15 protein-coding genes and 1 pseudogene are annotated in these 13,460 nt (G+C 36.2%); 2 read left to right on the top strand and 14 right to left on the bottom strand.

From position 1 onward, the window contains the following. Window positions 1–76: 76 nt before the first annotated feature. The 11 genes from IEV41_RS04325 to IEV41_RS04280 all read right to left on the bottom strand — a co-directional run bounded on the left by IEV41_RS04325 (window position 77) and on the right by IEV41_RS04280 (window position 9,974). Window positions 77–697, bottom strand: a complete 621-nt coding sequence (locus IEV41_RS04325; protein ID WP_188387203.1) for an NAD(P)-dependent oxidoreductase — start codon at window positions 695–697, stop codon at window positions 77–79. 262 nt (window positions 698–959) lie between these two features. Continuing rightward, a complete protein-coding gene (locus tag IEV41_RS04320; RefSeq protein WP_188387202.1) occupies window positions 960–1,352 on the bottom strand; it encodes a hypothetical protein in 393 nt (130 codons plus the stop codon). Between the two features lie 82 nt (window positions 1,353–1,434). Continuing rightward, window positions 1,435–1,569, bottom strand: a complete 135-nt coding sequence (locus tag IEV41_RS20145) for a hypothetical protein (protein ID WP_268235129.1) — start codon at window positions 1,567–1,569, stop codon at window positions 1,435–1,437. 81 nt (window positions 1,570–1,650) lie between these two features. Next, entirely contained in the window at window positions 1,651–1,857 is a 207-nt protein-coding gene (locus tag IEV41_RS04315) for a hypothetical protein (protein WP_188387201.1), read from the bottom strand. A 154-nt stretch (window positions 1,858–2,011) separates the two neighbouring features. Next, window positions 2,012–2,341, bottom strand: coding sequence for a hypothetical protein (locus IEV41_RS04310; protein WP_188387200.1), 330 nt, complete (start codon window positions 2,339–2,341; stop codon window positions 2,012–2,014). A 293-nt stretch (window positions 2,342–2,634) separates the two neighbouring features. Next, complete coding sequence (locus IEV41_RS04305; RefSeq protein WP_188387199.1) at window positions 2,635–3,786, bottom strand: thiolase family protein; 1,152 nt, start codon at window positions 3,784–3,786, stop codon at window positions 2,635–2,637. Window position 3,787: 1 nt separating this feature from the next. Then, window positions 3,788–4,660, bottom strand: a complete 873-nt coding sequence (locus tag IEV41_RS04300; RefSeq protein WP_188387198.1) for a 3-hydroxyacyl-CoA dehydrogenase family protein — start codon at window positions 4,658–4,660, stop codon at window positions 3,788–3,790. Continuing rightward, window positions 4,661–6,172 (bottom strand): acyl-CoA synthetase, encoded by a 1,512-nt coding sequence (locus IEV41_RS04295; RefSeq protein ID WP_188387197.1) that lies wholly within the window; start codon window positions 6,170–6,172, stop codon window positions 4,661–4,663. Window positions 6,173–6,184: 12 nt separating this feature from the next. Next, window positions 6,185–7,795: a long-chain fatty acid--CoA ligase gene (locus tag IEV41_RS04290; RefSeq protein WP_188387196.1), complete on the bottom strand. Its 1,611-nt coding sequence runs from the start codon at window positions 7,793–7,795 to the stop codon at window positions 6,185–6,187. Window positions 7,796–7,799: 4 nt separating this feature from the next. Beyond that, window positions 7,800–8,846, bottom strand: coding sequence for a CaiB/BaiF CoA transferase family protein (locus tag IEV41_RS04285; RefSeq protein WP_188387195.1), 1,047 nt, complete (start codon window positions 8,844–8,846; stop codon window positions 7,800–7,802). Window positions 8,847–8,861: 15 nt separating this feature from the next. Beyond that, complete coding sequence (locus tag IEV41_RS04280) at window positions 8,862–9,974, bottom strand: acyl-CoA dehydrogenase family protein (protein ID WP_188388674.1); 1,113 nt, start codon at window positions 9,972–9,974, stop codon at window positions 8,862–8,864. A gap of 216 nt (window positions 9,975–10,190) precedes the next feature. On the opposite strand from IEV41_RS04280, the gene IEV41_RS04275 reads away from it, so the two are divergent. After that, window positions 10,191–10,574, top strand: coding sequence for an MmcQ/YjbR family DNA-binding protein (locus tag IEV41_RS04275; RefSeq protein ID WP_188387194.1), 384 nt, complete (start codon window positions 10,191–10,193; stop codon window positions 10,572–10,574). Window positions 10,575–10,606: 32 nt separating this feature from the next. Here IEV41_RS04275 and IEV41_RS04270 read toward each other — a convergent pair whose 3' ends face one another. Beyond that, the gene (locus IEV41_RS04270; protein WP_188387193.1) at window positions 10,607–10,942 is read right to left on the bottom strand and encodes a cupin domain-containing protein; all 336 of its coding nucleotides are present in this window, start codon (window positions 10,940–10,942) and stop codon (window positions 10,607–10,609) included. A 12-nt stretch (window positions 10,943–10,954) separates the two neighbouring features. Then, entirely contained in the window at window positions 10,955–11,992 is a 1,038-nt protein-coding gene (locus tag IEV41_RS04265) for a phosphotransferase enzyme family protein (RefSeq protein ID WP_188387192.1), read from the bottom strand. Between the two features lie 280 nt (window positions 11,993–12,272). Between IEV41_RS04265 and IEV41_RS04260 the strand changes: the two genes are divergently transcribed. After that, complete coding sequence (locus tag IEV41_RS04260; RefSeq protein ID WP_188387191.1) at window positions 12,273–12,701, top strand: VOC family protein; 429 nt, start codon at window positions 12,273–12,275, stop codon at window positions 12,699–12,701. A gap of 83 nt (window positions 12,702–12,784) precedes the next feature. Here the strand turns inward: IEV41_RS04260 and IEV41_RS04255 are convergent. Continuing rightward, window positions 12,785–13,321, bottom strand: a pseudogene (locus IEV41_RS04255) (GNAT family N-acetyltransferase); the annotation flags it as partial. Window positions 13,322–13,460 lie beyond the last annotated feature (139 nt).

The raw sequence follows: 13,460 nt of genomic DNA, 5'->3' as shown, positions 1-13,460 counted from the left end.
GTGGTAACACTACCTAAAGCGAGTTTACAAATCATTATGATTTTTATATGTTACATTCTTTTTCAAGAATGTTTTTTTAATAAGCAATGCCTACACGACTATTCTCATATCCTTCTTTCTTTACCAAAGACCAGGTAAAATGAGCAGTATCCCCCACTGTAATTTTTGATCCGTTCAATGGTAACATATCTACTTCCGTTCGGTACGTACCCGTTTTTTCGCCATCGATTAAATGGGTAGGACAAATATTCGTCCAGCATAGCCCACTACTCTTCAAAGATAGATAAGCAGCTAAATGATCTTCGGCAGCTGTTGTACTTCTTCTTTTTGATTCTTCTGATTGAAATCGATAGATCTTCGGATTTGTGCGTGCTTGTAAAATACCCGCTGTTCCAATTGTAATGATTCGTCCTATCTCCTCTTCTTTCATATGCTTAATAATGTGCAGCATGCATTTCGATAACGTGCCATTCCCATCTGTTCCAAGAGCACTTATAACGATATCCGTTTCCTTTAATACCTTCTTCACATCATTTTCATCTAATACATTTCCTTCAATGATATGTAGATTCCTATGCGAAACTGTAAGCCTATTCTTATCACGCACTAGTACTTTAATATCATGCGAGTCTTGTAATGCTAGTTGCAATAGCTCTGATCCAACTCTTCCTGTTGATCCAAGTATACATATTTTCATTTTTTCTTCTCCTTCTTATCTATTTCTCTCTATTTTTTCTCAAAAACGGGAAATATACAACGAAAAAGGCTTCCTCAACATATGAGGAAACCTTAATACTCAAAATATTTTTCCCTTTGGATCTGAAAAAATTATTATCCTTACTCATTTCCTTCTCTTTCTATACAGGGGTATCATTGAAGCCTGAAATTCCACTAATAAATTTTAATTGGATTGCGCTGGGGTGATTTCTCTAGAAATACTACCTATTTAATCGCTTATGTTATTCATTCCACTTAATGAATATTGGGATTCTACTAATTCTAGTAAAATTATATTCTTTGTTGTTTATTATTATTGAAAAACCATTATTTTTATTAGGATAAATTCCCTTACCATCAAAATATTCACTTTCTAAAATAAAAGAGTCTTCTGACGCTTTAGAAAATGTCCCTTTTTCTACAGTCTGAGTGTGAAGAAATTCATCATAATGATAATAATAAAAAGTATAATTATCTTCTGTATCAAAAACAAATGAGTTGAAAGGTAATTGCTTAGATGTATATGTTCCCTTAAGGTATGCATGGACAGAATTTTCTTTTGTTTTCTTCATTACAAAAACAACAACAATCAAACACGTAATTATTAAAATCACAAATGTTGTTTGTCTTTTCAAAATCCGTCCCCCTTTCATTTCCTAAGTTCTCATAGAAAGACTAAGGATAAACGCCATTTTCCTGACAATCCCGTATTTTAAGTTATTTATCTTTATTTGCTAATACTTGTTTCAGTAAATTCGTAGTTTCCTTGTCTAATTTTCCATATTCGTTAGGACCGTGTACCGTTGCTGTACCATCATCTTCATACCAAATGTAATAATCTTCTTTTCCCATTAAATAACCATCAGTATTACTAAAGTATAAAATCAAATTTACATCGTATCTTCTTGCATGCGTGTGTTTAGACTTTTTATCTCAATTAATTTTTTTAATTATTTCTTTTATGGAATTTATCGTATGTTCCCCTAAAGATGAAGATGTTTCGATTATATCTCCACCTGATATAATCTGCTCAATTTCAACTTTCGATACAAGCTTCATATCTTTATGATAGTTCGATCCGCATCCAATTAATGCTGTCATCAATAATGTAAGGAAACATAAAGCCAATTTTTTCTGCATAAAATCCCCCTTTAATAATCAACATTCCGCTTAAAACAAACTTTTTTGTTCTAAGTGAGCAATGTATTTAATGTCATAAGCCAAAAAGAACTTTTCATTTCACTGTAGGAAATAGGACGACACTACTAATTCTCAAGTCCAAATAGAAAACTCCTTACCTTTGATCAACTAGTTTCCGTATTTCATTTCTCAATATCTTTGGAATAACTAAATGTTCTGCTATTATATGTATAATAAAAAAGATAAATGAAATAAACTTTATACTTAGATTCTGGCCTCCTGTATATATAACCAAAACAGAAGTAATAAGAAAACCGATTATTCCAATTAAAGAAATATAATAGCCATACAAAACTCTTTTTTTATTGGCAAAGAAAATCTGATGATTTTTTGTGTAACATGAAATTTCTTGCATGTGCTTCTTGATCACAAAAGGTAAAGATACAGTTATTAAAATCACTACAACAATAATAAATAAATTCATTTATCCTTCTCTCCTTCTATTTGAAATTCCTCTATTCTCATTTAAAAAAGCTTTTGATACGAAAACAAAAAACATGGATATAAGTTGGTTAAAACAATTTTAGTTAATCTCTTCGACTTTAAATATGTGAATCGTTGAACAAATTGTACTATATACAATACTTATTAGTAAAATAATATATAAAATGAAGCTGTCTTATGTGAATGCTATATACTTTCACCGCTATCAGTTTACATAATATTATTATGTTTTTGTAAAAAGCTAGTCTCTTATTAGAAACTAGCCCTACTTTCTTATATTCTCTCTATAATCATCGCCACTGCCATACCGTGACCGATGCAAATGGTTTGTAAACCGTACCTCGCTTCTCTTCTTTCTAATTCATGTACTAAGCCAGTCGTTAACTTCGCACCTGTTGCACCGAGTGGATGACCCAATGCAATGGCACCACCATTTACGTTTACTTTCTGCCTGTCTACTTCTAATGTCTTTTGCCACGCTAATACAACAGAAGCGAATGCCTCGTTAATTTCGAATAAATCGATATCATGAATGGACAACCCACTCATCTTCAATACTTTTTCCGTTGCTGGAATAACACCGTCTAGCATAAGCGTTGGGTCTGATCCGACAACTGTTTGTGCGATGATTTTAGCACGCGGTCGCATGCCAAGTTCGAGTGCTTTATTTTTCTCCATTAATAATACTGCAGCGGATCCATCACTTATTTGACTAGCGTTTCCTGCTGTGACAACCCCATCTGCTTGAAATACTGTTTTCAAATTTACTAATGCTTCAATAGACGTATCCTTTCTTGGACCTTCATCTACTCTTACTTCTACTGCGTCCCCTTCTTTTGTTACTCCCTGTACAGGTACAATCTCTCGATCGAAATAACCTTCTTGCTGTGCGTATAAAGCTCGTTGATGACTATTAAATGCATATTCATCCATTTCTTTTCGAGTAATATCATATTTCTTCGCAATCATTTCAGCAGAGATACCTTGATGAACAAACGAATACTTTTCATGAAGTGTCGATGGGATTGTTCGTTCATTCCCGTCTGCTAGAATAGGCACGAGTGACATATGTTCTACACCGGCTCCAATTGTTATATCCATATCTCCCGCTTTCATTTCTTGCGTCGCAAAATGAATGGCTTGCTGGCCAGAACCACACATACGATTTATTTGTACAGCTGGTACAGTAACTGGAAAATCAGCTTGTAGCGCTGCTAATCGCCCAATATTATATCCCTGTTCCGCAATTGGTGTAACACATCCCATCACAATATCTTCTACCATTTCTTTGCTAACACCTGCTCGTTTCGTCACTTCATCTAACGTGAAGGATGCTAGCGTAACAGGATGAATATCACGAAATACGCCGTTTCTTCGTCCTACTGGTGTACGGACCGCTTCCACAATAACAACTTCTCGATTCATCTTATCTCCCAACTTTCTCTAATGTTTGTTTCGTATAATCATAGAACCCTTTTCCGGTTTTACGTCCATAATGACCTGCTTCTACTAACTTCACAAGCATTTGTGGTGCCCTGAAACGGTCGCCGTATGCGTGCTGCATCCCTTCACTTGCATATAACATCGTATCTAAACCAACATAGTCCGCAAGTTCAAACGGGCCCATTGGATAATTTAATCCTAGTTTAATTGCTTTATCAATATCTTCCATACTAGCTATTCCTTCTTCATACATTCGAATGCACTCATTCAAATGTATCGCAATCGCACGTGACGTTACAAAACCTTGCATATCCTTCACAATAACTGTTTCTTTTCCTACTTCTTGTGAAATTCGCTCTACTGCACGCAATGTTTCTTCACTCGTATCAACACCACGAACAATTTCAACAAGTTTCATGAGTGGAGCTGGATTAAACCAATGCATACCAGCAACTAAATGTGGACGCTGCGTTGCACTTGCAATTGCCGTCACACTCAGTTCTGATGTATTTGTCGCTAAGATAGCATGTGGAGGAGCATATGCATCTAATTTGGCAAAGATCTCTTTCTTTAATGCTAGGTTCTCAGGTACTGCTTCAATTACTAGGAAAGCATCATTACAGGCTTCTTGTAATGATAGTAACGGATTAATATTATCCACGACTGTATTCCTTTCTTCCTCTGTCATTTTCCCTACTTTGACAAAGCGATCCAAACTTTTCTGAATGGTATGCATTGCTTTATGAAGAACCTCTTCTGAAATATCATATAAATGTACTTTTTTCTCTTTCATTGCTAAAGCTTGCGCAATCCCAGATCCCATAATCCCTGCACCAATAACTGCAATCTTTTCCATTTACTCCACTCCTTGTTTTTGTTTCGCTTTCTCTCTTAATATATGCTTTAGTACCTTACCAGAAGCATTACGAGGAAGTGCCTCTATTTCTATTAATTTTTTCGGTAATTTATAACGTGCTAGCTTATTTTCACAATGCTTCACCATTGCTGTGAAGTTTAACATTTCGCCTTGTTTAGGGACAATATATGCTAATACAGACTCTCCCCATTTTTCATCTGGAATACCAATAACGGCTACTTCTAATATAGAAGGATGTGCATATAGTACTTGCTCTACTTCCGTTGAGTAAATATTTTCCCCGCCAGAAATAATCATGTCCTTTTTTCTATCAACAAGGGTGAGAAATCCATCTTCATCAATCGTCGCTAAGTCACCGGTGTATAACCAGCCATCGCGTAACACTTCTTTCGTTTCCTCTGGTTTCTTATAGTACTCTTTCATCACTGTTTCACCTTGAATAAGAAACTCTCCAACTTCTCCTACCTTTACATCATTACCTCTGTCATCCACAACACGTGCAAATGTGTTTAACATCGCTTTTCCGCTTGTACCTAGCTTGGTCTCATGTTCTTTTGGATATAGAACTACCCCACCTGGACCAGCCTCTGTTTGTCCACAAAGATTATAAAAATTCCGATGTCCAAATAGCTTCATGCTTCCTTCAATAAGCGTGACTGGCATTGGTGCTGCACCGTATGCACATCTCGTCACAGAGCGCATATCATACTCACTTGCATTCGGTACTTGGAGAAGAAAGTTATACATAGCTGGTACACCAAAGAAGAAAGAAATACGATGAGTTTGAATATCTTCCAGCACTTTCTGTGGTCCGAACTCTTTATGGATAACTTGTGTTGCACCAACATATGTTGCTGGTATCATAAACAAATTCAGCTGTGCACAGTGGAATAACGGTGCCACATGTAGCATTACATCTTCATTATTAATCATCATCATTGCCATCACACTAACTCCGACATGAAACACACGATGATGATCAAACAATACGCCCTTTGGCCTGCCCGTCGTTCCTGATGTATATAAAATTTGGCAGTCATCTTCTTCATTCACTTGTATATTCGGTTCTTCTTCATTAGAGGAGATAAATGATTCATAGGATGTATGCATATTTATCCTTAATACAAGTAACGGACAATTTTCACTAGCTTCTTGAATTAAATTCTCATATTCCCTATCATACAAACAAACGGTAGAGTCACTATCTTGTAGAATATAAGATGATTCAGACACCGTTAATCGAAAATTTACTGGAACAGCAATCGCACCAACTTTCATAATTGCAAAGTATGTGATGAAGAAGTACGAAGAATTCTTCATCATCATGGCCACTTTGTCCCCTTTACGAATACCTTCACGGAGGAAGGCATTCGCTAATTTATTTACTTCTTTATTTATCTCACCGTATGTGTACGTTTCTTCTTCAAAGATAACTGCGATTTTATGTGGGATTCGTTTAGCATGGACAGTTAAACTACGACCGATATCCATCTATTCGCCCCCTTACGATACAAAATGGTTATTTAGCTGTTCTCGCAACGCTTTCTTCAAGAACTTCCCTACAGACGTACGTGGAATCTCATTCATAAAGACTACTTCGTCTGGTAACCACCACTTTGCAAATGATGGTACTAAATATTCAATTAACTCTTCCTTCGATACGGTTACTCCTTCTTTTAAGACAACACAAGCAATTGGTCGCTCTTGCCAACGATCATGTGGGACCCCGATAACCGCTGCTTCTAATACAGCTGGATGCCCCATCAATACATTTTCTAAATCAACGGATGAAATCCATTCGCCACCACTCTTGATCATATCTTTCATACGATCGACTATTTTAATAGAACCTTCTTCATCAATTGTTACGACGTCACCTGTGTAGAACCATCCATTTTCAAATGCTCCTTCACTACGTTCATCATTGTAGTACTCCGCCGCAATCCAATGACCTCTAATTAATAACTCTCCCATTTCTTTTCCGTCCCACGCAATCTCACCATTTTGTCCAATTGCTTTTATTTCCAGACCTGGTGCAACAAATCCTTGTCTTGTAAGATATGATAGCTGCTCATCCATAGAAATCCCTTGTTGATACGCTTTTAACCTAGATACAGTTGCAAGTGGTGAGGTTTCTGTCATACCAAACGCATGGATAAACGGAATGTGATGCTTATTTACAAAAGCATCAATCATTCCTTTTGGTGCAGCTGATCCACCGCACAATACAGCACGAAGACTGCTTGTATCATAGGATTGTCGCTCTAATTCTTGAAGTAATCCAATCCAAATGGTCGGTACACCTGCCGCAAGTGTTACTTTTTCTTCTTGAATTAATTCAAGTAATATTTTCGGTGTGAACATTGGTCCTGGCAGTACTAATGTAGAGCCGAACCATACACACGCATAGGGCATACCCCAAGCATTCGCATGAAACATTGGAACAACTGCCATTGCAACGTCTCTCTCACATATAGCTGCTGTATCAACGAGCCCTAATCCATAACTATGAAGGCACGTACTACGATGCGTATATACAACCCCCTTTGGATTACCAGTTGTCGCAGATGTATAACACATCCCGACTGGATCATTTTCATCTTCTACTTCTACAAATTGAAAATTCGGGTCTCCTTTTTGTAATAAATGCTCGTAATGATACACGTTCTTCAATGTTGTTTCTGGAAGTTCCGGACGGTCTGTCATCACAATATACGTATGAACGGTCGTTAACTGATCTTGTACATTCTCGATTAATGGTAGTAATTCTTCATCTATAAGTAACATCGTATCTTCCGCATGATTTATCACATATACAATATGTTGCGGAGATAAACGAATATTAACGGTATGCAACACACCGCCTGCACCAGGAATTCCAAAATATGCTTCTAAATGACGATGATGATTCCATGCAAATGTGCCTACTCGTTCTCTCTTTTGAATACCTAAATTCGTTAGTGCACTTGCTAAACGTCTTGTGCGTTCACTAATTTCTTTGTAGGTAATCTTCGTAACACCACTTGATGTACGTGATACAACGTATTTCTTTCCAAAATACTTCTCCGCGTGTTCTAACATAGCTGGAACTGAGAAAGGCATGTTCATCATCATTTTGTTAACCCCCAATAATTTTATTTTTCATTAATTCTTCTATCTGTTCTTCTGTTAAACGATAGATGTCTTTTGTATGTTCGCCAAGCAATGGTGCGCTTGTTGAGTCTGGGGTAATAGATATATTTTCTTTCGTATAAGGGGAAGTACATAGCTCATGAGGTTCATATACCGGTGTAATACAACAATCTAAAATGAATGATTGTTCCTCCCATTCTTTCCATGTGCGTGATTTAAAGACTTCTTTCACCACTTCGTATGTTTTATGTCCATCCATAGCTTTATCAAACTGTTGCGTAATAAGTGAATAGCAATTCATTTCATGGCAAAACTTCTCCCAAAATTTATACTCTAATGCCGCAAACGCAACATATCGATTGTCTTTCGTTTCATACAAGTGATAACATACTGCTTCTCCATGTAAAAAAGAAAGCTCGTTATCCTTGACTCTGCTATTTACTTCAATCATCTTTGTTAGTGCAGCTGTAATAGAGATGTCAAGATAAGATCCTCGTTTTCTTTTTTCTCTTTCATATAAGGCAGCCAAAATTTTCTCAAAAGCGTATGTTCCTCCAATTAAATCTGCAATCGTTATCGTTGGATGAATAGGGTTACCTTGTGCATTTTTCCACTGGGATAATAAACCACTTATAGCCATGAAATTTAAATCGTGCCCAGCTAGCTGTTTTGTTTCTGTTCGTTGACCATAACCAGTAATAGAAACGTAAATCATTGAAGGATTCATGTGAACAATATCTTCATAAGCTAATCCTAATTTTCTCATTACTCCAGGACGAAAACTCTCTAGTATAATATCTGTTCCTTTTATTAAATCCCTTGCTAGCTCTTTTCCTTGTTCTGATTTTAGGTGCAACGAAACACTTTTCTTGCTACCATTAAGCACCTGAAAAACCGTTTCGCTAATCCGTGCTGGATCTCCTGATAATGGTTCAACTTTGATAACTTCAGCCCCAAATTCGACAAGTCGTCGACTCGCTAATGGACCAGGAATTGTTTGTGTAAAATCAAGAACACGAATTCCATCAAGCATTACGACACCACCTTTTTATAAAGATAATTGTTTCGCAATAATGGTTTTCATTATTTCATTGCTTCCTGCATAAATACTTGTAACTGGTATATCACGGTATCTTCTTGCAATCTCATACTCTTCCATATACCCATAGCCACCGTGTAATTGTAGACATTCTGTTGCAATACGTTTGGCCATTTCAGTTGTCCACCATTTTGCCATCGATACTTCAGATACGATACGTTCTCCTTTCACATGTCGCTTTACTAATTCATACACGAATGTTTGTCCAATTGTAATTTCTGTGTGCATTTCTGCTAAGCGGAATTGTACCGTTTGTAGTTTACTAATACTTGATCCAAATACTTCTCGTTCTCTCGTGTATTTCATCGTAAGTTCAAGCATAGACTGTGCAGCTGTCACCGCACTAATTGCTACGACGAATCGCTCTTGTTGAAGCTTGTCCATTAAATAATAAAAACCCATATTTTCTTGTCCTAATAAATGTGTATGTGGCACTTTCACATTGTCGAAGAGGAGTTCGGCTGTGTCTTGACTATGCATGCCAATTTTTTGAAGTTTTTTTCCACGTGTGAAACCTTTCATTTCACGTTCCAAAACGAGTAAACTAATACCTTTATGAGGAGGATTTGCTTGAGGATTTGTTTTGCAAACGACAATAACTAAATCACTATGAATGCCATTTGTAATAAAAGTCTTTTCTCCATTCACGATATAATAATCGCCTTCTCTATACGCGGTTGCTTTAATATTTGCTAAATCCGAACCAGCACTTGGCTCTGTCATTGCAATAGCAGTAATTGTTTCTGCTGTTACACATTTCGGTAACCACATTTGCTTCTGTTCGTCTGTGCCATAGGAAGAAAGATAAGGAACAACAATATCATTATGTAGCCCTATTCCAGTAAGACCTGCCCCGACTCTTTCTAATTCTTCAATTAAGACTGTTGAATAAATAAAGTCTGTATTTAATCCGCCATACTTCTCTTCGACAAAGGGGCATAAGAAACCATGCTCCCCCATCTTTCTCCAAAATGACCGAGGGATAATTCCATCTTGTTCCCATGCATTGTAATAAGGAATAGCTTCTTTTCGTAAAAATTTCCGTAACGATGTACGAAACATTTCGTGTTCTTCTTGAAAAATGTCCGCTTTCACCTATCCACCCCCACTATTTTAAAGCGCTTTCTTTTTATTATAACAAGCTTTTTTGGACATAGAACGAATAAAAAGCGACAAAAAAGAACATAAATCTTTTATCTATATCGAAGAAAAATTTCACTACACTAATTGTTATATCATGTAAAATAAAAGAAATGATGCACAGGGAGGGTTTTCAAGATGAAAACAAAACTATTACATAATTATTGCCAGAGACAAGTCGGGGCGATACATGATTACAAAGCTGAATGGAATGCCGATCGGTACTTAATTGGAGGAAAAATGTTTGTAATGTTCCACAGTGATGCGGCAGGAAGGGCTATTTTATCATTAAAATGCGACCCTATTCGCGCTGAACACTTGAGAAGAGAATACGAAGATATTATTCCTGGTTACTATATGAACAAAACACACTGGAATAGCATTTATTTAGATGCCACGTTCCCAGATGATTTATGGAAAAATTTAATTGTTCACTCCTATGAACTAATCTACAGTAAATTAACAAAAAAAGTGAAAGAAGAAATTGCAACCGAGCAAAAAAGTAAAGAGCAAATCCGATAATGCTAGCGGATTTGCTCTTTACTTCCTATTTATTAATTTTTCACTTTCACAAATACCGTTTCCGCCTCTTCCTTCTCAAAACATAAATTAACCGTTCTTACTTCTGAACGTGTACGGTGAACAAGACCAGCTGGAATTTTCACAATTTCGTTTGGTTCCACAATGATTGTGTCGCTATTCTCCACATCAATAAATAATTGGCCTTCTAAAACCATAAATACTTCATCAGAGTCTGGATGTTTGTGCCAATCATATTCCCCAGTGAACACGGCTAAGCGAATACAATGATTATTTACATTCTCAAGAACAACATTTTTATATGTTTCTTCTACACTACTACTGATTTTTACTGCATTCTTTTTCTCCATTTTAATCCCCTTTTATTTGATTAATCCGACTAACACTTTTCCCCGTTCCATGTAACGAGATAAATGTTGTTCCAATTTGTCATACCCTTCTACAGACTGATTCAATACATCCATCGTTGCACGAACAAAGTTATAGTTAAAGCAGCCTGATAACCATAGAAGCGCTCTAAGTCTTTCTTTATCCTCATTCTTCATGATACTTTTCGCCCCGTATCCTTTTAATACAGCGGAAGCTAAAGATGGTGAAACATGATGTGATTCAATGCCTTCGATTCTCGAATACCATTTAATTAGCCAAGCTAAGTCTTGAATTCTATCTGAATATGCAATATGTTCATGATCAATAATACCTATTATTTTTTCTTGTTTATCCCATAATATATTTAAAGAGTTTAAGTCAGATGTGATAATTTTAAGTTCAGGCCGGATTTGAATATGGTTAGCAGTATCTATGTGCTGCTGTACGGTTTCTATATATGAAGTCAACAGCCTTCTCGTTTGGGTAGGAATGGCTTGTTTTAAATATGTACGAATACTGTTTACCCATTTTTGATAAGCAGTTGTATGACGGACATTTGGAAGTACTCTAGATGCATATGTTAACGAAACATCATGAAATTCTCTTGCAAACTCTCCCATTCTTTCTGCAGTTCGGATTGTATTATGCGTAATATGCTCTCCCTCTAGCCATTCAAACATACAACATCTCCACTCAGCACCGTCATGATGAATTTTTGTAAAGTAACGATTCTGTTGTAATTCGGTCCGCCTCATAAATGGAATTCCTTTTCCAACTAAATAATCACCGTACTTTAATTGTTCCTCTAGAACGGCATCCGTGAGAAGAGAGAAAGTTGAATCTTTATATCTTGTGTATGGAATTAATCGAAGAGAATAATAGGTCTCATCCAATTTAATTTTGAAATGGTTATCGCCATGTTTCCCCGTTGACGTAATTATTTCTTCAATTGTTAATTGTTGCATAGATGGACGATAACTACGACATGCTTTATACACTAATTCACGATTAGAATTCATTAGTACACTCATTTATCAATGCCTCCTTCTTGTTATTTACATTGTATTCATCAAGAGAATAAGAATTCAAGGAATACAATTTGAGAAGGTATCTCTTCGCTTGTTTGTATAGACCGGTAAAAAACGACAACTTCTTGCATAGCTTGTCAAAAATAATCGAACAAATGTTTCTTTTTTCTCTTCCAAATTAAAAAAGTATATGATAAAATAATCAATAGAAACATACATTCGGTTCCCTGATACATATGTTTGTTTCACTACTCACTAAATATGAATGAAAGAGGTGCTTTTCATGATTTTAGGTGTTAATCCTTACTTAGTAACTAACGGTAATGGTAATGAGGCTGTTGAATTTTATAAGGCTTCATTAGGAGCTACTGTTCAAGATGTTCGTACATTTGCTGATATGCCAGAAAGCCCTGATTTCAAAGTTCCAGAAGAAGTAAAAAATTACATTTTACATGCACATTTAAAAATTGGTGATGCAGACTTAATGATCTCTGACACATTCCCAGGTCAACCGCATAATGTTGGTGACAATATTACAATTGCAATTCATCTAGACAATGTTGAAGAGGCGAAAGAGTTATTTGCAAAGCTACAAGATGGTGGTAACGTAATTATGGAGTTACAAGAAACATTTTGGAGTCCTGGCTACGGGCAACTTGTAGATAAATTCGGCATTAGTTGGCAACTGAACGTTCATCTGCCTTCTAAGTAATAATTATCAAAAACATTCTATTTATTCTTCCTTATCAAGAAGCCGAGAATACATATACTCTCGGCTTCTTCTATTTATATATGCTGACTATTAATAATCGCTAATGTTTGATGATCTTCCCACGTTCCGTTAATTTTTACGTTTTTCCTCGCAATTCCTTCTTTATGGAAGCCTGCCTTTTCTAATACTTTCATCGAACCAATATTATGTGGCATCACTCCCGCTTCAATACGATGTAAATTCAGTTGTTGAAACGCGTAATCTACGACTAATTTAACCGCTTCTGTCATATATCCTTTCCCGTTATATTCCTTATCTAAAAAGTAACCAATCCAGCAGCTTTGTAAATTAATCCGAACCACTTCCGTTAGCATAACCTCGCCGATAATCTCTTCCGGATCTTTTTGCATGATAACAAATAAATAGCCGTGGTCATTTTCTTTTTGAATAATTGCCTTTTTTATTCTGTTTAGTTGCCCTTGCAACGTATAAAAAGATTCATCACGCACCCCTGTGAATTGTTGAAAGAAGTCGTTATTACGTACCTCTAATTGTAATAGCGATTCAACATCTTTTTCTTCTACCAATTTTACATCAATAGTTGTTCCTTTTAGTTTCATAAGTCTTCCTCTCCTTGTTATTAAATAAAAAACACTACACGTATGCTGTAGTATTTTCAAAGGTCGCCATATCAATAGCTACATTACGCGTTCCTGCTGTTTCTTCTCATAGTAAGAACTAGTCGCTCATTATCCAATG

It is taken from the genome of Priestia taiwanensis (assembly GCF_014638355.1).
Lineage (GTDB): Bacteria > Bacillota > Bacilli > Bacillales > Bacillaceae_G > Priestia_D > Priestia_D taiwanensis.
The sequence above is the reverse complement of the archived record's forward strand: the minus strand, read 5'-3'. Positions and strand labels throughout refer to the sequence as shown.

Excerpts from the sequence above, each read along its gene's own strand:
- IEV41_RS04325 (WP_188387203.1), bottom strand. The coding sequence starts at position 697 with ATGAAAATATGTATACTTGGATCAACAGGAAGAGTTGGATCAGAGCTA.
- IEV41_RS20145 (WP_268235129.1), bottom strand. The coding sequence starts at position 1,569 with ATGGGAAAAGAAGATTATTACATTTGGTATGAAGATGATGGTACAGCA.
- IEV41_RS04315 (WP_188387201.1), bottom strand. The coding sequence starts at position 1,857 with ATGCAGAAAAAATTGGCTTTATGTTTCCTTACATTATTGATGACAGCA.
- IEV41_RS04310 (WP_188387200.1), bottom strand. The coding sequence starts at position 2,341 with ATGAATTTATTTATTATTGTTGTAGTGATTTTAATAACTGTATCTTTA.
- IEV41_RS04305 (WP_188387199.1), bottom strand. The coding sequence starts at position 3,786 with ATGAATCGAGAAGTTGTTATTGTGGAAGCGGTCCGTACACCAGTAGGA.
- IEV41_RS04300 (WP_188387198.1), bottom strand. The coding sequence starts at position 4,660 with ATGGAAAAGATTGCAGTTATTGGTGCAGGGATTATGGGATCTGGGATT.
- IEV41_RS04295 (WP_188387197.1), bottom strand. The coding sequence starts at position 6,172 with ATGGATATCGGTCGTAGTTTAACTGTCCATGCTAAACGAATCCCACAT.
- IEV41_RS04290 (WP_188387196.1), bottom strand. The coding sequence starts at position 7,795 with ATGATGATGAACATGCCTTTCTCAGTTCCAGCTATGTTAGAACACGCG.
- IEV41_RS04285 (WP_188387195.1), bottom strand. The coding sequence starts at position 8,846 with ATGCTTGATGGAATTCGTGTTCTTGATTTTACACAAACAATTCCTGGT.
- IEV41_RS04280 (WP_188388674.1), bottom strand. The coding sequence starts at position 9,974 with ATGTTTCGTACATCGTTACGGAAATTTTTACGAAAAGAAGCTATTCCT.
- IEV41_RS04275 (WP_188387194.1), top strand. The coding sequence starts at position 10,191 with ATGAAAACAAAACTATTACATAATTATTGCCAGAGACAAGTCGGGGCG.
- IEV41_RS04270 (WP_188387193.1), bottom strand. The coding sequence starts at position 10,942 with ATGGAGAAAAAGAATGCAGTAAAAATCAGTAGTAGTGTAGAAGAAACA.
- IEV41_RS04265 (WP_188387192.1), bottom strand. The coding sequence starts at position 11,992 with ATGAGTGTACTAATGAATTCTAATCGTGAATTAGTGTATAAAGCATGT.
- IEV41_RS04260 (WP_188387191.1), top strand. The coding sequence starts at position 12,273 with ATGATTTTAGGTGTTAATCCTTACTTAGTAACTAACGGTAATGGTAAT.